The 19,954-nt window shown below is 52.4% G+C and carries 17 protein-coding genes and 1 tRNA gene; 14 read left to right on the top strand and 4 right to left on the bottom strand.

Features of this window, described 5'->3' with window-relative positions; genetic code table 11:
* Positions 1–20: 20 nt before the first annotated feature.
* The gene (locus K1X45_RS06910) at positions 21–827 is read right to left on the bottom strand and encodes an undecaprenyl-diphosphate phosphatase (protein WP_022712464.1); all 807 of its coding nucleotides are present in this window, start codon (positions 825–827) and stop codon (positions 21–23) included.
* Positions 828–1,279: 452 nt separating this feature from the next.
* Here K1X45_RS06910 and K1X45_RS06915 point away from each other — a divergent pair, with 452 nt between their 5' ends.
* The 12 genes from K1X45_RS06915 to K1X45_RS06970 all read left to right on the top strand — a co-directional run bounded on the left by K1X45_RS06915 (position 1,280) and on the right by K1X45_RS06970 (position 12,793).
* Positions 1,280–1,972, top strand: a complete 693-nt coding sequence (locus K1X45_RS06915) for a glutathione S-transferase family protein (protein ID WP_075657062.1) — start codon at positions 1,280–1,282, stop codon at positions 1,970–1,972.
* Complete coding sequence (queG, locus tag K1X45_RS06920; protein ID WP_220160206.1) at positions 1,953–3,152, top strand: tRNA epoxyqueuosine(34) reductase QueG; 1,200 nt, start codon at positions 1,953–1,955, stop codon at positions 3,150–3,152. Before K1X45_RS06915 ends, queG begins: the two co-directional genes overlap by 20 nt.
* Positions 3,152–4,063, top strand: a complete 912-nt coding sequence (locus K1X45_RS06925; protein ID WP_220160207.1) for an NAD-dependent epimerase/dehydratase family protein — start codon at positions 3,152–3,154, stop codon at positions 4,061–4,063. The genes queG and K1X45_RS06925 overlap by 1 nt, the downstream gene beginning before the upstream one ends.
* 92 nt (positions 4,064–4,155) lie before the next feature.
* Positions 4,156–5,166: a penicillin-insensitive murein endopeptidase gene (mepA, locus tag K1X45_RS06930; RefSeq protein ID WP_220160208.1), complete on the top strand. Its 1,011-nt coding sequence runs from the start codon at positions 4,156–4,158 to the stop codon at positions 5,164–5,166.
* A gap of 152 nt (positions 5,167–5,318) precedes the next feature.
* Complete coding sequence (locus K1X45_RS06935; RefSeq protein WP_022712457.1) at positions 5,319–6,332, top strand: glucokinase; 1,014 nt, start codon at positions 5,319–5,321, stop codon at positions 6,330–6,332.
* 261 nt (positions 6,333–6,593) lie between these two features.
* Entirely contained in the window at positions 6,594–8,402 is a 1,809-nt protein-coding gene (locus K1X45_RS06940) for an ABC transporter ATP-binding protein (protein ID WP_220160209.1), read from the top strand.
* A gap of 24 nt (positions 8,403–8,426) precedes the next feature.
* Positions 8,427–9,248, top strand: coding sequence for a 4-hydroxy-tetrahydrodipicolinate reductase (dapB, locus tag K1X45_RS06945; RefSeq protein ID WP_370627103.1), 822 nt, complete (start codon positions 8,427–8,429; stop codon positions 9,246–9,248).
* Between the two features lie 38 nt (positions 9,249–9,286).
* Positions 9,287–9,907 (top strand): 2,3-bisphosphoglycerate-dependent phosphoglycerate mutase, encoded by a 621-nt coding sequence (locus tag K1X45_RS06950; protein WP_022712454.1) that lies wholly within the window; start codon positions 9,287–9,289, stop codon positions 9,905–9,907.
* A gap of 224 nt (positions 9,908–10,131) precedes the next feature.
* Positions 10,132–10,218: transfer RNA gene (locus tag K1X45_RS06955), tRNA-Leu, on the top strand.
* A gap of 110 nt (positions 10,219–10,328) precedes the next feature.
* A complete protein-coding gene (locus K1X45_RS06960; protein WP_116088899.1) occupies positions 10,329–10,538 on the top strand; it encodes a hypothetical protein in 210 nt (69 codons plus the stop codon).
* A gap of 174 nt (positions 10,539–10,712) precedes the next feature.
* Positions 10,713–11,765, top strand: a complete 1,053-nt coding sequence (locus tag K1X45_RS06965; RefSeq protein WP_255560835.1) for a sensor domain-containing diguanylate cyclase — start codon at positions 10,713–10,715, stop codon at positions 11,763–11,765.
* A gap of 185 nt (positions 11,766–11,950) precedes the next feature.
* A complete protein-coding gene (locus tag K1X45_RS06970) occupies positions 11,951–12,793 on the top strand; it encodes an endonuclease/exonuclease/phosphatase family protein (RefSeq protein ID WP_028233996.1) in 843 nt (280 codons plus the stop codon).
* On the opposite strand, the gene cls is transcribed toward K1X45_RS06970, so the two are convergent.
* Positions 12,790–14,262, bottom strand: a complete 1,473-nt coding sequence (gene cls / locus K1X45_RS06975) for a cardiolipin synthase (RefSeq protein ID WP_022712449.1) — start codon at positions 14,260–14,262, stop codon at positions 12,790–12,792. The genes K1X45_RS06970 and cls overlap by 4 nt on opposite strands.
* Positions 14,263–14,529: 267 nt before the next feature.
* Between cls and K1X45_RS06980 the strand changes: the two genes are divergently transcribed.
* Positions 14,530–15,099 carry an HdeD family acid-resistance protein gene (locus K1X45_RS06980; RefSeq protein ID WP_022712447.1) on the top strand — a complete coding sequence of 190 codons (570 nt, stop codon included), beginning with the start codon at positions 14,530–14,532 and terminating at the stop codon, positions 15,097–15,099.
* Between the two features lie 132 nt (positions 15,100–15,231).
* Positions 15,232–16,821: a peptide chain release factor 3 gene (locus tag K1X45_RS06985; RefSeq protein ID WP_022712446.1), complete on the top strand. Its 1,590-nt coding sequence runs from the start codon at positions 15,232–15,234 to the stop codon at positions 16,819–16,821.
* 97 nt (positions 16,822–16,918) lie between these two features.
* Here the strand turns inward: K1X45_RS06985 and K1X45_RS06990 are convergent, their stop codons facing one another.
* Both K1X45_RS06990 and coaBC read right to left on the bottom strand, forming a co-directional pair.
* Positions 16,919–18,091, bottom strand: coding sequence for an ammonium transporter (locus K1X45_RS06990; RefSeq protein WP_255560937.1), 1,173 nt, complete (start codon positions 18,089–18,091; stop codon positions 16,919–16,921).
* Positions 18,092–18,538: 447 nt separating this feature from the next.
* Entirely contained in the window at positions 18,539–19,918 is a 1,380-nt protein-coding gene (coaBC, locus tag K1X45_RS06995; RefSeq protein ID WP_220160418.1) for a bifunctional phosphopantothenoylcysteine decarboxylase/phosphopantothenate--cysteine ligase CoaBC, read from the bottom strand.
* Positions 19,919–19,954 lie beyond the last annotated feature (36 nt).

Genomic DNA, 19,954 nt, shown 5'->3' on the forward strand with positions numbered 1-19,954 from the left:
CTGTTTCTTATATTTGAAGCTTAACCCCAGACCATCAATGCGGCCAAGCCGGCGGAACCGACGATCAGTCGCCACCAGGCAAATAATGCAAAACCGTGGCGGGAAACATAATCCAGCAAATAACGCACAACAATCACACCGGAGATGAAAGCCGCAACAAAGCCGATACCAATCTGCGCCATATCATTGGTCGAAAGCAGCGCATGATTTTTATAAAGATCATAGGCAAAAGCACCGGCCATTGTCGGCATTGCCAGAAAAAACGAAAATTCTGCAGCGGAACGCTTATCCGAGCCCATCAGCAGTGCCCCGACAATGGTCGAACCGGAGCGGGACACACCCGGAATCATTGCCAAGCACTGTACAAGACCTATCATGAAGCACATTTTCAGCGGATATTGCGTCACATCATTATAGCGCGGACGCAGCGGCAGACGATCCACCCACAGAAGAACAAACCCGCCGACAATCAGCATCGAACAGACCAGCACCGGCGTTTCAAACAAAACCTGCTTGATATAGCTATGTGCCATTGCGCCGATCACGGCCGCCGGCAAGAAGGCCAATATGATTCCGGTTGCAAAGCGCCTTGCACCCGCATCCCGAGGCAGATCAGTCAGCAGCTTCCACAAACGTCCGAAATAAACACTTAAGATTGCGAGAATAGCTCCAAGTTGAATCAGCACCTCAAAAGTGCGGCCGGTTGATTCAAAGCCAAGAAAATGTCCTGCCAGCAAAAGATGGCCTGTAGACGAAACCGGCAGAAACTCGGTCAGACCTTCCAGAAGACCGAGAATCGCAGCCTCGAATATTGCCCATGCGTCCATAATGCTGAATACCTTTGTCTGCGTTATATAAAAATTGCTGCCGGTTCTGACAGGCTTTAAACATCTGATTTATGCAGACATCCTGTCAGCAAGCTGAACATGAGCAGAAAAACAATCGCCCTGCCTTAAATTCAGCCTGTTGAAATGTTTTTACTCAAAATGCAATGCATCTTTATGTAACTCACCCGTCCTAACCAATTATTTATAGGAAGCCTGTATAATTACGCAAAATGCTCTACAACCGCATTTTTATTGCGTCTGATGTTTTAATCTAACCCCTCATCTGCCGCTCAGGCTTAACCCTCTGCCGGACCGGAACCTTCTGTAAGGTCTGACTCTTTTGCAGATCGGCTACAAGCTGGCAGATTATTCAGTCCGATTACCGGCTCACCGGTGGCAATGTCCCAGACCATGCCGCTTCCAAGCCACACCTGAAAGTACTATCGAACCACATGCTCACGCTGTTTCACCATCCGATGTCTACAACCTCCCGTTATGTCCGTCTGATTCTCAATGAATATGGCGTGGAAGCGGAAATGATTGAGGAACGTCCATGGTCACGCAGAAAAGAGTTTCTGGCACTCAATCCTGCCGGAACTTTGCCGGTCTTGCTGGCCGAAAATGACTGGCCGGTTGTCGGCGCCACAGTGATTGCCGAATATATGGATGAAACCCGCGGTGCGCTGAAGCGCAATCGCCGCCTGCTGCCGGAAACCCCGATGGAGCGCGCCGAAGTGCGCCGTCTCGTCGACTGGTTTCTGATTAAATTTGAAAATGAAGTCACCCGTCATCTTGCCCGTGAACGCGTGTTCAAATTGCAGATGTCGCAGGAAATGGGCTCATCCGCGCCGGATTCCACAGCAATCCGCGCCGCCCGTGCCAATATCCGCCAGCATCTGCGCTATACAGACTGGCTGGCCGCGACCCGCAACTGGCTGGCCGGTGATACACCAAGCTATGCCGATATGGCAGCGGCTGCCGGTATTTCCATTCTCGATTATCTGGGGGAGATTGAGTGGGCAGAACACCGCGCTACCCGCGAATGGTATGCGCGCATGAAATCCCGTCCTTCTTTCCGTCCGCTTCTCGCTGATCGTGTGCGCGGCATTTTTCCGGCATCCCATTATGGCGACCTCGACTTCTGATCGCGCACCAAAGAAACCTCTGCCGAAAAGCGATGAGCCTCCTGCCGTCCGTCTGAAGCGCTTCTTAATGGAAGAGGCCGCAGCGGTGGGTTTTGACGTTGTGGCGATTACGACGCCGGACGCCATTCCGCAGGCACCGCAGCGGTTGCGCTATTTTCTCGACCACGGCCGCCATGGCTCTATGGAATGGCTGGAAGAAACAGCTGACCGGCGCTCGAACCCGTCTGAGCTTTGGCATGAAGTGCGCTCCATCGTCATGCTGGCGATGAATTACGGCCCAGACCATGACCCGCGCACTCTGCAAAGCAAAAAAGACTGCGGGGCGATCTCGGTCTATGCGCAGAACCGCGATTATCACGATATTATCAAAGGCAAGCTCAAACATATGGCCAGCCGCTTTGCGGCACGAACCGGCCATGAGGTGAAAGTCTTTGTCGATACGGCTCCGGTGATGGAAAAGCCGCTGGCGGTGTCAGCAGGCATGGGCTGGCAGGGAAAACACACCAATATGGTGAGCCGCGAATATGGCTCATGGCTGTTTCTCGGCTCGATTTTCACCACCGCGGATCTGGAACCCGATCGTGCGGGCAAAGACAGTTGCGGCAAATGCCGCGCCTGTCTTGATGCCTGCCCGACAGATGCATTTCCTGCCCCCTATCAGATTGATGCGCGGCGCTGCATTTCCTATCTCACCATCGAGAACAAAGGCCCTATCCCGCACGAATTTCGCACTATGATGGGCAACCGTATCTATGGTTGTGATGACTGTCTGTCGGCCTGTCCGTGGAACAAATTTGCTCAAGTATCTCGCGAAGCCAAGTTGCAGGCACGGGAAGAGCTGAAAGAACCGGCTCTTGATACTCTGCTACAACTCGATGATCCCGCTTTCCGCACGCTGTTCAGCGGCTCACCGGTCAAGCGGATCGGGCGTGACCGCTTTATCCGTAATGTGCTGATTGCAGTCGGGAATTCAGATAATCCAGCCTATCTCCCAATTGTTGAGCAATTACTGAGTGATCCCGCACCGGTAACACGCGGGGCAGCTGTCTGGGCATTGTCTCAACTGGCTGATGTGCAGCAATTTTTGCATCAGAAAAACCTGCATCTTCCCCTTGAACAAGACGCGGAAGTGATCGAAGAATGGCTGACTGCCGCAGTGCAAATTGAGAGAAACAAATAATGCATATTTTTCTGTTCGGCTCCGGCTATTCCGCTCATTATTTTATCAAAGCACTCAAGCAAAATCCGGCAGCAAAAATCAGCTCAATCACCGGAACTGTCCGCCGTCCGGAACAGGCAGAGTTTCTACGCAAAAACGGTATCACACCTGTTTTCTTTGATGCGGAACAAGGCCTCAGCGCAGCATTGCGCGATGAATTGCAACAAGCAACCCATATCGTATCGTCTGTCGCGCCATTAACCGGCAGCGCAGATGAAACAGACCCGATCCTGCGCCTCATGCCGGAAGGTCTGCCCTATCACGCGCCGAATGCGCGTTTCATCAGCTATCTGTCCACCATCGGTGTTTACGGCGATTATCAGGGCGCATGGGTGGATGAAACATCAGAGCTGAAACCGCTTTCTGCCCGCTCTGCCGCCCGTGTGACCGCCGAGAAGGAATGGCTGGCGCAGGTAGAAGGCACAGATATTGCCTGTGCCATTTTACGGATTGCCGGAATTTACGGCCCGTCTTTTCAGGGGCAGGCACGCAATGCTCTGGCCAATATCACACAAGGCCGTGCACATCGCCTGATTAAAAAGGACCATGTTTTCAACCGTATTCATGTGGAAGATATTGGCGGTGCATTGGCACATCTGGCACTGAACAATCAGGGCGGCATTTATAATCTTGCCGATGATGAACCGGCACCGGCACATGAAATCATCTCCTATGCCGCAGAATTGCTGGGTGTTACTCCGCCGCCGGTCATTGATTATGAAACGGCTGAGCTTTCTCCGATGGCGCGCTCGTTTTATCAGGAATGCAAGCGAGCTTCCAATGCCGCATTGAAAGCAACCGGCTATCAGTTGCTTTATCCAGATTATCGGACAGGGCTGAAAAAACTTCTGCAAAGCGGCGAAGGGCTCTGAACCCGCCGCGACTGTGATATTTTTACGCTTGTCAGCCAAGGCAACTCAGTCGATGCTGTCCGCGAATTTATAAATGACCGGAACCTGTTCTGATGACGTTTCGCCCCCGTATATTATCCGCATTGTTTTTAAGAGTTGGACTGGCTGTTGCCATTTCAGGCAGTGCATTATTTTCCGCACAGGCTGATGCACCGGCCAAACAGGCTTTTGGCTCGGTCAAACTACCGTCAGTCACTGCACCGGAATCCTACGGTTTTTATTCCAAAGGCTGCATCAGCGGTGCGGTTGCATTGCCGGTTGACGGGCCAAGCTGGCAGGTTATGCGCCTGTCCCGTAATCGCAATTGGGGACACCCGAACCTGATTGCGCTTCTGGAGAAACTCTCCCGCGACAGTGCAAAAACCGGCTGGAACGGCTTGCTGGTCGGTGACATTTCCCAGCCACGCGGCGGCCCTATGCTCACCGGCCACGCTTCCCATCAGGTCGGCCTGGATGCTGATATCTGGCTGACGCCGATGCCAAACCGCCGCTTCACCAATCAGGAGCGTGAGGATGTGAGCGCGGTTTCCATGCTCAAAGCAAATTCACTTTATGTGGATCAGAACAAATGGACGCCGTCACGCACGGCACTGCTCAAACATGCGGCCGGCTATCCGGAAGTAGAGCGGCTTTTTGTACATCCCGGCATTAAAAAACAACTCTGTGAAACTGTAACCGGTGACCGCAGCTGGCTGGCAAAAGTGCGTCCTTATTGGGGGCACCATTATCATTTCCATGTGCGCCTGCGCTGTCAGGCCGGATCACCGGACTGCAAACCGCAGGAGCCAACCGGCAAAGATGACGGTTGCGGCAAATCCCTTGACTGGTGGTTTACCGATGAGCCGTGGAAACCGGCAAAACCTGCCAAACCCGGTGAAAAACCAAAGCCGCCAAAGATTATGATGGTCTCGCAACTGCCGCAGGCCTGCGCATCTTTGTTGAATGCACCGGCTCCGGCTTCTGTACAAGACGTGACTTTTGGTCTGAAGAAGGGCGATAATGCCAGTGCCTTTGCACCGGAGCAAGCACCGGCATCTGTGCCATTGCCCGCGCAGAAACCGTAATCGCCAAATCTGTCACACTATTGCGCTTTTCTTCAACCAGCGCATCCGATATAGAATTAAAACGATTTAGAGCCGGAGCAGACAGCAATCATCGCTTCGCTCTTTCTCTGCAACAATAAAACAAACATTCAGAGTGAGAAGCAGTATTAACAATGCCTAATATCGATCCGAACTTTGTTTTTCCTGTCCTTATCGGTGATATCGGCGGCACCAATGCCCGCTTTGCTATTCTGGTTGATTCCTACGCCGAGCCGAAAGAATTTCCGGTTCTGCTGACCAAAGATTTCGCAACGCTGGAAGATGCAATCCAGACTGTTGTCCTGGATCACACATCTATCCAGCCGCGCTCGGCAGTGATTGCTATAGCCGGCCCTGTCGAGGGCGATGAAATTCCGCTCACCAATTGCCAGTGGGTTGTGAAGCCACGCCAGATGATGGAGCGCTTCAACCTGCAGGACATCACCGTCCTCAATGATTTTGAAGCACAGGCACTGGCTGTTGTCTCCCTCGACGATCACCATCTGGAAAATATCGGCGGTGCAGCCGCTCATCCGAACGGAAAGCGTGTGGTTCTGGGCCCCGGCACAGGGCTAGGTGTTGCAGGTCTGATCCGCTCGCGCCAGACATGGGTTCCGGTACCGGGGGAAGGCGGACATGTGGATTTTGGCCCGCGCTCTGAGCGCGATCTGCAGATTTTTCCGTTTATTGAAAAGATTGACGGCCGTGTTTCTGCAGAGCAGCTGCTTTGCGGACGTGGTCTGCAGCATATTTACAAGGCAATCTGTCAGGCTGATGGTGTAAAGCCGTCCCTCGTTACACCGGCTGAAATTACCGATGCGGCGCTGGACAAAAGCAATGCACAGGCTGTTGAGACTTTAGAGCTTTTCGTGATCTATCTCGGCCGTCTCGCCGGTGATCTTGCTCTGATTTTCATGGCACATGGCGGCGTTTATCTGTCAGGGGGCATTCCGCAGCGCATTATTTCCGCCTTGCGTACGGGCAGTTTCCGTGCAGCTTTTGAGGACAAAGCACCGCATCAGCTGATCCTCAAATCCATCCCTGTCTATGTCATTACCCATCCGCTGGCAGCTATTGCAGGGCTTTCTGCCTATGCACGCACCCCTGCCCGTTTTGACATTCACACAGATGGCCGCCGCTGGCGCTAATTTCCAGAGCGGTTTGCATTCAGATTAAATCACGGTGCTCGCTCTGGGTTCTTTAGTGGCCGCATTATCACAGCCGCCAAATTGATCCAATTTGGCGGTGAAATGCTCTGAACAATAATAAGTCATAAACCTTATTGACCATGCTTTCGCGCAAAGAGCATGGTCAAATGCTTTATACAGCTTTATAGAAAAGGAATGACGACAGGCGCAACAAACCCTGCCGATGCTTACAGATAACCAGCAGCAGGATTTTCCCTGACCGTGACTTTATTTAAAAAGAAAAAAAAGATTGATCCCGCAGAAACCACACAGATGATCCGTCGTGTGCTTTCTGAAAATTTTTCCGATCACAAATTATCCTATGCCAAAGCCATTGCCGGCTCTCTGATGATTTCCGGCGCTACCGTTTTTGTCGGCTATATTATGCGCGATGTCATTAATGACATTTTCTACAAGCAGCGCGCCGATCTGATCGCCTATATTGCCGGTTCTATCCTGCTCGCTTTTGTTTTGCGCGGGTTGGGCAGCTATATTCAGGCGGTACAACTGGCCAAGATCGGTAACAATCTGGCCGCGATCTATCAGAAACGCGTCTTCGCCCATCTGCTGAAGCTGGGGTTGAATTTCTATAATGATCACCGCTCCGGTCATCTGGCAGCACAGATCAATCAGAATATCGGCGGTATGCGCGATCTGATGAATATGACGATCACATCGCTGGCGCGTGATGCGGTGATGCTGGTCGGCCTGATCTGTATCATGGTCTATCAGGAACCGTATTTATCGCTTTATTCACTGCTGATCGCGCCGCCGCTGATTCTGACCGTGACCTATGTGTCACGCCGTATCCGCACAGTCACACGCGAGGTTGTGCATCTGAATTCCCATCTGCTCGGCGCCATGCAGGAAACCACGCAGGGTATCGCCATTGTGAAAGCTTTCACGATGGAAGATCAGTTGCGCGGTAAAATCAACGGGCTGATCGAACTGGCAGAAACCCGTTCCAACAAAATCGCCAGCGTTTCCGAGCGTGTAACCCCGATTTCCGAGATTCTCGCCGGTATCGCTATCGCTTCCGTCATTGCTTATGCCGGTTACCGCGCCATCGCTGAGCAGCAGCCGCCCGGCACAATGTTCGCCTTCATCACTTCAATGATGCTGGCCTATGACCCTGCGCGCCGCCTTGCGCGTCTGCAGGTCAGTCTGGAACGTGCGCTCGTCAATGCCCGTATGATCTATGAAATTCTTGATCTGCAACCGGCACAAAGCGATCGTCCCGATGCTGTTGAACTGAAGGTGCAGAACGGAACTGTCCGTTTTGAAGATGTCCAGTTTGCCTATCATGCGCAGGGCACACCTGAGCATCAGCAGGTTCTCAAAGGCGTCAGCTTTATCGCAAAAGCCGGAGAAACAACGGCGATTGTCGGTGCGTCCGGAGCGGGTAAGTCCACATTGATTGCGCTGATCCAGCGTTTCTATGATGTCAATGACGGGCGTATTCTCATTGACGATCAGGATATTGCCGGTGTGACTGTCAATTCACTGCGCCATTCCATCGCCTATGTTTCGCAACAGCCTTACCTGTTTGAAGGCACCATTGCCGATAATATCCGTTATGGCCGCCCCGATGCGACAGAAGAAGAAATCATTGAGGCCGCGAAACTCGCCAATGCTCATGAATTCATTATCCGTCAGCCGCAGGGCTATGACAGTCCTGTCGGCGAGAACGGTGTGACACTTTCCGGCGGTCAGCGCCAGCGCCTTTCCATTGCCCGTGCAATCGTGCGCAATGCGCCGATCCTGCTGCTCGATGAAGCCACATCCGCACTCGATAATGATTCTGAAAAACGGGTGCAGCAGGCTCTGGAAACCATCATGAAGGACCGCACCACGATTGTGATTGCCCATCGGCTTTCCACTGTGGTCAATGCGGATAAAATCATCGTTATGGAAGCGGGTAATATTGTTGAAGAAGGCCGCCATGCCGATCTCATCTCCATTGAGAACGGGATTTACGCCCGCTTCTACCAGCTGCAATCAGCACCTGAGAATGAAACCCTGATCGGATAAGTCATGACCTCAACTGTTTCAGCCATGCAGACTTCTTCGTCCCCGATGCGCCTTGTTGTCACCGGCGCAGGCGGACGTATGGGAAAAGCACTCATTCGTGCCATTGCGGAAAATCCGGAGACAGTTCTTTCCGGCGCGATTGTGCGTGAAGGTTCACCGCTGATCGGACAGGATGCCGGTGAAATAGCAGGCTGCGGTAAAAACGGTGTCCCCATCTCTGCCGATCCGCTGCCGGTTTTTGCCGAGGCTCAAGGTGTGCTGGATTTCACCACACCCGCTTCGACGCTGACCTATGCAGCGCTTGCCGCGCAGGCACGCATTGTCCATGTGATCGGCACTACAGGCTGCTCGGAAGATGATGAGGAAAAGATCCGCGCCGCCGCCCGTCATGCGACAATTATCAAGTCCGGCAATATGAGCCTCGGCGTCAATCTCCTGTCTGCTTTGGTGGAACAGGCGGCACGTGCGCTCAGCCCTTCCGCTTTCGATATTGAAATCTTCGAAATGCATCACAAGCATAAAGTCGATGCCCCTTCCGGCACTGCCCTGCTCCTTGGAGAAGCAGCAGCAGATGGCCGCGGCATTACACTGAAAGATCACAGTGTCCGTGTGCGTGACGGCCATACCGGCGCACGCGAGGACGGCACAATCGGTTTCGCTTCTTTGCGCGGCGGTTCTGTTGTCGGGGATCATTCTGTGATTTTTGCCGGTCTTTCAGAGCGCATCACTCTATCCCATCAGGCACAGGATCGCTCCGTTTTCGCACAAGGCGCGGTAGCAGCGGCATTATGGGGACACGGCAAAAAACCGGGTCTTTATTCAATGCGTGACGTTCTCGGCCTCTGACCCCGTTTTTATTCGTCTATTCAATCGGAGATAAACTTATGTCCCGCACCCTTGTTCTTGTCCGCCACGGCCAAAGCGAATGGAATCTGAAAAACCTGTTTACCGGCTGGCGTGATCCGTCCCTGACCGAACAGGGCCATGCAGAGGCCAAAGCCGCAGGCCAGCGCCTGAAAGATGCCGGTCTGAAATTTGATATTGCGTACACATCCGATCTGTCCCGTGCACAGATCACCTGCCAGCATATTCTTGACCAGCTTGGTCAGTCTGATCTGCAGACCATCCGCAATGTTGCGCTGAATGAGCGCGACTATGGCGATCTTTCCGGCCTCAACAAGGATGATGCCCGCGCCAAATGGGGCGAAGAACAGGTTCACGTCTGGCGCCGTTCCTATGATGTGCCGCCTCCGGGCGGTGAAAGCCTGCGCGATACCGGCGCACGTGTCTGGCCTTATTATCTCCACACAATTCAGCCGCATGTATTGCGCGGTGAAAAAGTACTGGTTGCCGCTCACGGCAATTCCCTGCGCGCTCTGATTATGGCTCTGGAAGGCCTGACCAGCGATGAGATCATTGCGCAGGAGTTGAATACCGGCGTACCGATCATTTATGAACTGAATGCAGACAGCACAATCGCTTCCAAGAAAGTGCTGAGCGCATAATCAGAGCCATTCGCCCAGAGTGATTCAAAGCCGGATACATCCATGTGTCCGGCTTTTTTCTTTGCATAATGTGGAAAACAACACACGTCTAAGGTGTTGAAATGATTTTATTTTCCATCCTGAGACGAAAAAACAAAAAAACTTCAAAAAAATACAAATTTTCTGCAATTTTCGATGAAATGCCGTTGACATGAATCACTCTGGCCTTTAAACGGTCACTCAACGCCCAGATGGCGGAATTGGTAGACGCACCAGCTTCAGGTGCTGGCGCTCGCAAGGGCGTGGAGGTTCGAGTCCTCTTCTGGGCACCATATAAAGACTACTACCAAGGTCTTTAACAAAAACACCCGCGCAAGCGGGTTTTTTTGTATCTGTATTTCATCGAACGATATAGCTCCCCCTCTCCTCAGCAGGAAACACTATGGAAACTGTCGCAATTGACAATCGCAGCGAATTTGCTCTCTGGGCTATTCAGCGTGCGCAGGAAATCGTTACGCAGCAAGGCGCCGCACTGGCGATGGCAGCACGCGATATGAATGAAGAAGAACTGGCCAGAACTGCAGCCGACCTCGGCTCAGCAATTTCCGATGCCTTGATTGATGTTTTCGACGGATTAATGGTTCAGGAATAATTCGGATATTTTTTATCAGATTATCCCGTTTCCTTTTTTGTAAGAGCGCACTAATATTGAGGTAACATCTGCTGGCGAAACGAAAAAACACCAAACACGACCAGCAGCACTGTCGTTTATACTACCCGTCTTCGCATGCCACCTTTCTTATAAAACAGAAATCTGGAACATATCTTGATCAGTCAGAATGCTACCCGGCCATTTGAAATCCCTGCGAATGAAGCTGAACGTCTTGTATCTGTTCGCAGCCTGCTTCCTTCTCAGTTCACAATTACAGATGAGCTGAACATTCTCACAACGCTTGTCAAAAATATTTTCCACGCGGCATCCTGCGCCGTGACGATTATTGATGAAGACTGGCAACGCATCGCCTCAACGGCAGGTATCAAGGCGGAAGATTGTCCGCGCGAGCAATCTGCATGTACCTATGTCGTTCAATCCGGCCGACAGTTTATTGTGCAGGATATGACGCGCGATCCCGCTTTCAACAGCAAAAACTATGTTACCGGTGATCCGTCCTTCCGCTTTTATGCAGGGTTTCCGCTGGAGATTGATGCAGGGCTGACATTGGGTGCCTTGTGCATCATTGATACAAAGCCACGTACACTGAGTGATGATGATTGCGAGGAGATGCGCCGCTTTGCCCTTCTCGCCAGCGCCCTGCTCCGGCTGCAGCGCAAGAATGTTGTTTTGCAAAATGACAAAACCAATTTATGGAAAAACTCTCTGACTGATCCGCTGACGCAGCTCTACAACCGCCGCGCATTGAAGGAATATGTCTCGCCGTTTCTCCGTCAGCATTTTGATGAAAAACGCTCTGCCGGCATCCTGCTGCTGGATATGGATAATTTCAAAACCATCAATGACACGCACGGACATCCGGCCGGTGACAGATTGTTGCGGCAGGCGGCAGAAAGAATCCGTTCCGTTCTGGGGTCTGATGATATTCCCGTCCGTATCGGCGGCGATGAATTTTGTATCATTCTGCCGGAAACACAAAGCGATGATACGCTGAAAACGATTGCCGACTGTCTGGTTGATGCATTCCGCATCCCATTCAAAATCAACGGGCATGATATTCATTCAGCCGTCAGTATCGGCACATTGCTGGTACCCGAGGACGGCCGCACCAGCGAGCAAATGTCCCGCCATGCGGATAAAGCACTTTACACAGCCAAAGCCCGTGGCCGCAATTGCGCTGTCCGTTTTGACAAGTCGATGCTTTAGACCTGTTTAAACCGTATTCCTGGTCTATAAATATACGAAAGTATCATCTGCGGGTTTGGCAAAAATCACGCATGATATTGCTCGGGGGTGCTCAGCACCCTATATACACGATCTCTGACTGCACTATTCCGGCGCCATAACAACATCCGGATAGACTCTAGTGATCTGCAATGAGGAAACTGCGCTTGCGTAAGAAATTGCATGACAGGAAATTACCCCAGACGGTTCTGAGAGCAATACGCAACCGGCGCGGCTACCGGCCGCTGGCAGATAATAATCCGAGCGGCGATACAATCGTCGCCTCTTACAATGTCCATAAATGTATCGGCATTGACAAAAAATTCGACCCCGAACGCACGGCTCAGGTCATCTCCGAACTGAATGCCGATATCATCGCTATTCAGGAAGCCGATAAGCGTTTTGGTGAACGCCACGGCCTGCTCAATCTGCAACATCTGGAGAGAGACAGCGGCTTAGTGCCGGTGCCGATCCAGACTATGTCGCCCAACGGCCATGGCTGGCATGGCAATCTGCTGCTGTTCCGGCAGGGGCTTATCAGAGATATTCACCAGCTGAAATTACCGGGTGTGGAGCCGCGCGGTGCCGTGGTTGCAGATATTGATCTGGAAGAAGGCCCGCTGCGGATTATTGCCGCGCATTTCGGCCTGCTGAAACATTCCCGTTCCCGTCAGGCAGAAACCCTGCTCTCGATGATCCGTGAGGATAATGAGCGTCCGACTATTCTGATCGGCGATCTCAATGAATGGCGCGTCGGCAAAGGCTCCTCGCTGGCAACTTTGCAACCGGTGTTCAACCTCACAGCGGGTGCCGTTCCGAGCTTTCCTTCAAGATTTCCGGTATTGGCGCTGGATCGTATCCTCAGCAGCCCGCAGAAACTTGTCACCTCGGTAGAAGTGCATAACACGCCGCTTGCCCGTATCGCATCGGATCATCTACCGATCAAAGCCCATCTCGACCTCAGAGCGCTGGATTTACCTAATCCGATACAGGCGCGCTTTTCTGCTTAAAGATACGGCGAACCCAGCCAGACAATACGCTCCAGCAAACGGCGGGAGAACGGCCGCGCCTTCAGATCGGCCAGCTTGACACCTGTACCCAGCGCGACATGCTGATCAATGCGTCTGGAAATGGATTTTGCCGTTCCGGCATCATAGACTTCAAGATCGATCTCAAAATTCAGACGCAGAGAACGCGGGTCAAGATTGCTCGAGCCGACATAAGCCCAGACATCATCGACGCTCATCAGCTTCGAGTGATTGAACGCACCTTTAGCTCGCCAGATCCGGCAACCATCTTTCAGCAACTGATCGAACTGCGCCGTCATCGCCATATCTACGAGCACCAGATTATTCTGCGCAGGCACAACAATATCAACAGTAACGCCACGCCGCGCAGCCGTTACCAGCGCACTGACCAATTCACGATCCGGCAGCAAATAAGGTGTCATGATACGGATATGTTTTTCAGCGACGGAAAAAGCGCCCATCATGATTTTATGATTGGTTTCAAGACTCTTATCCGGCCCTGAAGGCACAGCCCGTACCAGCAACCCCTCACCGGGTGAAAAAGCCGGTGGCGTCACAGACCATGCAGCACCACTCAGATGCTCATCGGTAGTAAAGCGCCAGTCCTCGGATGCCGTATTGAACAAATCTGTCACGACCGGCCCTGTCAGGCGAAAATGCGTATCCTGCGCCGCGTGATCGCGGGCAAACTCCGTGGTGAAGCCCGCACGGATATTCATACCGCCGGTAAAAGCAATTTCCCCGTCAATAATCAGAATTTTACGGTGCGTACGCAGATTGGCATAAGGCAGACGCAACCCCATAATCAGCTTGCCGTTAAACACCTCTGCCTGCACGGTCTTGGAGCGCAGCAAACCAACGATACTCGGCGTGGAATAACGGGCGCCGACAGCATCCACCAGCACGCGGACTTCCACACCGCGGATAACGGCCTTGCCAAGCGCCTCGGCAAATTGCTTGCCGATTTCATCATTATCAAAAATATAGGTTTCCAGCAGAATGCTGCGTTTTGCTCTGCTAATCGCTTCCAGCATGGCTGCATAAGCGATGTCACCGCTTTGCAAAACTTCAATATTATTGCCCGACGTCAGATTACAGCGACTGACAACATCGCCCAGCCGTTTCATCGCAATAAAATTATTGCCGCTGGCATCACGCACTTCATCCGGCGAGGCATCATAATGCGACAAGTGATAAAGCTCGATATCGGTCATACCCGCACGCTGCATACTCAGCGAGGTGCGTCTGATACGATTTACACCGGCAATGGCATAGACCACGGCACCGATAATCGGCGACAGCATGATAACGCCGACCCACCCGAGAGCGGAGCGGACTTCCTCTTTGGTCATCGTCGCATGAATGGCAGCAATCGCACCGATAATCAGCGAAAAACCAAGCACAATATGCGGCCAGTAAACCGGCCAATATGAAATCAACGCGTCAAACATGCAGGCAAATTATCAGCAATCACCGAGCTTTGGCAAAAGAATTTCGCGCCTGTTTTATAATACACAACTTGCCGGATAAAAATTCAGATGCGCTTTAAAAACACAGAGCAAAACTTGCAGTTTCCAACCCGTTTTTCAGCCGCATTAAAGATCCTGATTTTAATATAGTGAAGCAGGATCACATTATAATCATTTGAATTTTGCAATAAATTTAATATGATCATCTTTTAATAAGAGTTGCGTTACTTCATCAACAGGATGACACTCATGTCTTTATCATCAGATATTAAAACTCCGGCGCAGGCCATCAGCTCCCTCACTCATAAATGGGGCTGGTTTATCGTTCTGGGCATTGTCATGCTGATGCTCGGTGGTATTGCTTTCGGTAATCTCGTTTTTGCGACCGTGGCATCGGTCTATTACGTAGGTATCACTATTCTGATTGCTGGTATTGTTGAAATCATCCATGCATTCAGTGTTCAGACATGGAAGAGCTTCTTCTTCTGGATGATCAGCGGTGCGCTTTATGCGGCAGCCGGTGTTCTGACCTTCCTCAACCCGCTGCTCGCATCCAGCATTTTCACAATCTTCATCGCCGCAGCACTGCTGGGTTCGGGCGTGTTCCGTATGTGGGTCGCATTCCAGAGCCGCAGCGTTAAAGGCTGGGGCTGGATGCTCGCCGGTGGTCTCATCACTGCCCTCGCCGGCATCGTTATTGCAATCGGCTGGCCGGTCAACAGCCTCTGGATTCTCGGCATGTTCCTTGCCATTGATCTGGTCTTTCAGGGCTGGGCGATGATCGCACTGGGCTTTGGCCTCAAGACCATGCGCGGCTGATAAAACCGCTTTATGAGAAGGGCGTTTTCTGCTTTCAACGGCAGAAAATGCCCTTTTGCATTTCAGGTCGACGAACTGCCACGATGCTGCTAGAAGGCACACCTGTCCAATTTTGTATTATCCGAGCTCTTTATGCCTGAACAAACTACTCCCGCCTCGCATCGTCGCACATTCGCGATTATTGCGCATCCGGATGCCGGTAAAACCACGCTGACTGAAAAACTGCTGCTATTCGGTGGCGCTATTCAGCTTGCCGGTGAAGTTAAGGCAAAGAAAGACCGCATCCAGACCCGTTCCGACTGGATGAATATTGAGCGCGACCGCGGCATTTCCGTTGTCACCTCGGTGATGACCTTTGAATATAAAGACTGCATCTTCAACCTGCTCGATACACCGGGTCACGAAGACTTTGCCGATGATACCTATCGTACGCTTACAGCTGTTGACAGTGCCGTCATGGTGATCGATGCCGCAAAAGGTATCGAACCGCGTACGCTGAAACTGTTTGAAGTCTGTCGTATGCGTGACATTCCGATTGTCACCTTCATCAACAAGATGGACCGCGAAGCCCGCGATCCGTTTGAAATTCTCGACGAGATCGAAGAGAAACTGGCGCTGGATACTGCGCCGATCACATGGCCGATCGGTTCCGGCAAAAGCTTTGCCGGTACTTATGACCTGCATAACAACACGATCCGCCGTCAGGATACCGAAGAGCAGCCGACTCCGGTCAGCGGCCCTGACGATGCACTGGCCGCCGGTCTGCTGCCGGAAAATGAACGTGAAAACTTCATTGAAAGCGTGGAAATGGCACGCGGCGTCTGCCGTGAATTTGATCTGCAATCGTTCCGTGAAGGTCATCTGACACCGGTCTATTTCGGCTCCGCGCTGAAGAAATTCGGTGTGCGCGATCTGATCGAAGCTTTCTGCGATTACGGCCCGAGCCCGCGCGCGCAGGATGCCGATACCCGCCGCGTTGAAGCTGACGAAGAAAAAATGACCGGCTTTGTGTTTAAAATTCAGGCGAATATGGATCCGAACCACCGCGACCGTATTGCCTTCCTGCGCGTCTGCTCCGGCAAACTGTCCCGTGGCATGAAAGCCAAGCTGGTGCGCACCGGCAAGCCGATGAGTCTTTCCGCTCCGCAGTTCTTCTTCGCCCGCTCGCGTCAGATTGCCGATGAGGCGTTTGCCGGTGACGTGGTTGGCATTCCGAACCACGGAACGCTCCGCATCGGTGACACGCTGACCGAGGGTGAAGACCTGCTGTTCCGTGGTGTGCCAAACTTCGCGCCGGAAATTCTGCGTCGTGTGCGTCTTGATGATGCGATGAAGGCCAAGAAACTGCGCGAAGCTCTCCAGCAGATGGCTGAAGAAGGCGTGGTACAGCTGTTCCTGCCAGATGACGGTTCTCCGGCGATTGTCGGCGTGGTCGGCGCCCTGCAGATCGACGTGCTGACCGAGCGTCTCAAAATCGAATACTCGCTGCCGGTCGGTTTTGAAATGTCGCGCTTCAGCCTGTGCCGCTGGATTTCTTCCGATGATCCGGCAGAGCTGAACCGTTTCATCGCCACCCATCGCGCCGATATAGCCCATGATCTGGATAATGATCCGGTCTATCTGACGCCGAATGCATTCTCGCTGAATTATGAAGCAGAACGCTGGAAAGCGATCAAATTTGCCGCGATCAAAGATTATCAGGTTCGCGACATTAAGAAGTAACCCAAAAAATCCACGTAACCGGTTTCTGCTGTCATCTTCTGCGGATGATCTGACAGAGCCGGTTACGCGGCAGCCCCTCTGCGGCTGAACTTGTTTTTTATGAATGCACAGTCTCGCCGTGGAGATTGATATCGAGGCCTTCGATTTCCGTGGCTTTGGACACTCGCAGCCCCATGAATATTCTGATGACAAAAACAATCAGGGCAGTCATCAGCGCCGTGTAAAGCATGGTCACCACCACACCATAGAGCTGCTTGAGAACCGTCGCACCCTCTGAGAGCGGATTGATCGCCGCATCTGCAAACAGGCCGGTGAGAAGCGCGCCGATAATACCGCCGACACCATGCACACCAAAGGCATCCAAACTGTCATCATAGCCAAGCCAGTGCTTGAGCTTGACTGCCGCGAAATAACAGCCCGCACCTGAAGCCACGCCGATCATCAGCGCCCCTGCCGGATTAACAAAGCCTGCGGCCGGTGTAATTCCCACAAGACCAGCCACCGCGCCGGAGATAATACCCAGCACACTCGGTCGTTTTGTCACCAGCCATTCCACAACCATCCAGCTCAGCGCAGCCGCAGCAGCGGCAACCTGCGTATTCACCATGGCCACGGCAGCAATACCATTGGCACCACCGGCAGAACCTGCATTGAAACCAAACCAGCCGACCCAGAGCAGCGATGCACCAATCAGCGAATAGACCAGATTATGCGGCGCCATATTCACCTGTCCGTAGCCGTCACGCTTGCCCAGCATCAGCGCCACAACCAGACCGGCAATACCGGAATTGATATGCACGACCGTACCACCCGCAAAATCCAGTACGCCGTCACCACCAAGAAAACCGCCGCCCCACACCCAATGCGCCACCGGCACATAGACAATGAGCAGCCATAGAATAGTGAAGATCAGCAGCGCGGAGAATTTCATCCGCTCGGCAAATGCACCGACAATCAGTGCGGGCGTGATGATCGCAAATGTCATCTGAAAAGTGATAAACACATATTCAGGAATTGTGCCGGTGAGCGAGGCAGGTGTTACACCGACAAAAAATGCTTTCGACAATCCGCCAATAAAAGCATTGGCACTGCCGCCGTCACTGAAAGCCAGCGAGTAACCGGCCACCATCCACAAAACGGAAGCCACACAGGCAATTGCAAAACTTTGCATAGTGGTTGCCAGCACATTTTTACCGCGCACCATGCCGCCATAAAACAGCGCCACACCCGGTATGGTCATCAGCAAAACCAGCACTGTGGAGGTCAGCATCCACGCGGTATCACCGGTGTCTGCCACAGCTGTCGCATCCTGCGCAAATGCCTGCGCATATGGAAAAACTATCAATACAGCCAAAGCACCGAATGCAGCTTTGAATAAACTGCGTGCTGATAATCTGGGCCCTCTCAAAATAAGCATCAAAATCTCCCGTATCTGCCGGAAGTCCCGCAACAGGCAGGCTTCTGTGGCTCAACAGAGACAGAGCAATTTTCATGCCAAACTGTGAAAAATCATTAATCAGGAACAGAGTCAAAATAATAAGCTGCTGATTTTATGTTAAAAATATTTCCACTTAAAAAATGGATTCTTTAACGACAAGTACTATTGATATTCGTTGAGCACAAAGAGCAGACACTCGTTAAAAACAGATTTGCCTAAAAATAAAGCAGCACATATATGCAAGCCTTATTTTTAGGCAATCAGTTTAAAAATAACTATTCAGCTTAAAGCAGCAGCAATCTTTTCAGCCAGCCGCAATGCCACTTCATCCTTATCCAGCAGCGGCCATTCGTCCACGCCATCACGGCTGACCAGCAACACCTGATTATGATCGCCGCCCATCACGCTGGAACCATCCTCGGCAAAGCTCACATTGTTGGCAACAATCCAGTTTGCACCTTTTTTATCGAGCTTTTTGCGGGCATTTTCGACTACATTTTGCGTCTCGGCAGCGAAGCCGACAACGAGACGCGGACGCTGTGCGTGATGGCCGATCGTCGCCAGAATGTCGGGGTTTTCCACCATCTGCAAAGACGGCGCCGCCTCGCCCGCCTGTTTTTTAATCTTCTGATCCGCCGCATTGGCCGTGCGCCAGTCTGCAACAGCTGCAACCATCACCGCCGCATCAGCAGGCAATTGCGCCTCAACAGCATCACGCATTTGCCGTGCGGTCTCCACATGGATGGTTTTAACACCTTGCGGATCAGGAATTGTCACTGGTCCCGCCACCAGCCGCACATCCGCACCAAGCCGCGCCAGAGCCGCAGCAATCGCATGTCCCTGCTTACCCGACGAGCGATTGGCGATATAACGCACCGGATCAATGGGCTCATGGGTCGGACCCGATGTAATGATGATTTTCTTACCTGCCAGCGACAGAGACTGCACAGGTAACAGCAATTGTTCGATCTTCGCCACGATCTGCAAAGGTTCACTCATGCGCCCTGTGCCTGCCTCGCCTTTCTCAGCCATTTCACCACGCTCAGGGCCGATAAAATGCACACCATCCTGATGCAGAACCTTCACATTGCGCTGTGTTGCCGGATTATTCCACATGGCCGGATTCATTGCAGGCGCTATCAATACCGGCACTTTGCGCGCCAGCAGAATAGCCGCTGCCAGATCACCGCCCAGCCCTGCCACCATCTGCGCCATACGATCAGCGGTCGCTGGTGCAACCACAATCAAGTCGGCATCACGCGCCAGCCTGATATGGCCGACATCCTGCTCATCCTCACGGGAAAACAAATCCGTATAAACATGGTCGGCAGCCAAAGCACCGACAGACAGCGGCGTGATAAAAGCCTGCGCTGCTTGCGTCATCACCGGCCGCACCTGCGCACCACGCTCTTTCAAACGGCGGATCAGATCAAGCACCTTATAGGCAGCAATGCCACCGCCGATAATCAGCAATATCCGCTTGCCGCTCAAGCTCTGCGCTACAGGATCAGATGCCGGAGCCAAAGGAGCAGGCACTTGTGTTTCGCCCGATAAAAGAACCCGCACTTCTTCTTCCATCGAGCGGCCATTGGCTGCCGCCTGACGGCGTAGTGCCTCTTTTACATCTTCATCAAGATTACGGATTGTGATGCTGGCCATCATTAAAACCCCAACAAAAAAGCGATACTCCTTTCA

The sequence above is a fragment of the Pseudochrobactrum sp. Wa41.01b-1 genome (genome assembly GCF_019464455.1).
Lineage (GTDB): Bacteria > Pseudomonadota > Alphaproteobacteria > Rhizobiales > Rhizobiaceae > Pseudochrobactrum > Pseudochrobactrum saccharolyticum.

Excerpts from the sequence above, each read along its gene's own strand:
- K1X45_RS06935 (WP_022712457.1), top strand. The coding sequence starts at position 5,319 with ATGCCTAATATCGATCCGAACTTTGTTTTTCCTGTCCTTATCGGTGAT.
- K1X45_RS06910 (WP_022712464.1), bottom strand. The coding sequence starts at position 827 with ATGGACGCATGGGCAATATTCGAGGCTGCGATTCTCGGTCTTCTGGAA.
- coaBC (WP_220160418.1), bottom strand. The coding sequence starts at position 19,918 with ATGGCCAGCATCACAATCCGTAATCTTGATGAAGATGTAAAAGAGGCA.
- K1X45_RS06915 (WP_075657062.1), top strand. The coding sequence starts at position 1,280 with ATGCTCACGCTGTTTCACCATCCGATGTCTACAACCTCCCGTTATGTC.
- dapB (WP_370627103.1), top strand. The coding sequence starts at position 8,427 with ATGCAGACTTCTTCGTCCCCGATGCGCCTTGTTGTCACCGGCGCAGGC.
- K1X45_RS06985 (WP_022712446.1), top strand. The coding sequence starts at position 15,232 with ATGCCTGAACAAACTACTCCCGCCTCGCATCGTCGCACATTCGCGATT.
- mepA (WP_220160208.1), top strand. The coding sequence starts at position 4,156 with ATGACGTTTCGCCCCCGTATATTATCCGCATTGTTTTTAAGAGTTGGA.
- K1X45_RS06990 (WP_255560937.1), bottom strand. The coding sequence starts at position 18,091 with ATGCTGACCTCCACAGTGCTGGTTTTGCTGATGACCATACCGGGTGTG.
- K1X45_RS06925 (WP_220160207.1), top strand. The coding sequence starts at position 3,152 with ATGCATATTTTTCTGTTCGGCTCCGGCTATTCCGCTCATTATTTTATC.
- K1X45_RS06960 (WP_116088899.1), top strand. The coding sequence starts at position 10,329 with ATGGAAACTGTCGCAATTGACAATCGCAGCGAATTTGCTCTCTGGGCT.
- queG (WP_220160206.1), top strand. The coding sequence starts at position 1,953 with ATGGCGACCTCGACTTCTGATCGCGCACCAAAGAAACCTCTGCCGAAA.
- K1X45_RS06980 (WP_022712447.1), top strand. The coding sequence starts at position 14,530 with ATGTCTTTATCATCAGATATTAAAACTCCGGCGCAGGCCATCAGCTCC.
- cls (WP_022712449.1), bottom strand. The coding sequence starts at position 14,262 with ATGTTTGACGCGTTGATTTCATATTGGCCGGTTTACTGGCCGCATATT.
- K1X45_RS06950 (WP_022712454.1), top strand. The coding sequence starts at position 9,287 with ATGTCCCGCACCCTTGTTCTTGTCCGCCACGGCCAAAGCGAATGGAAT.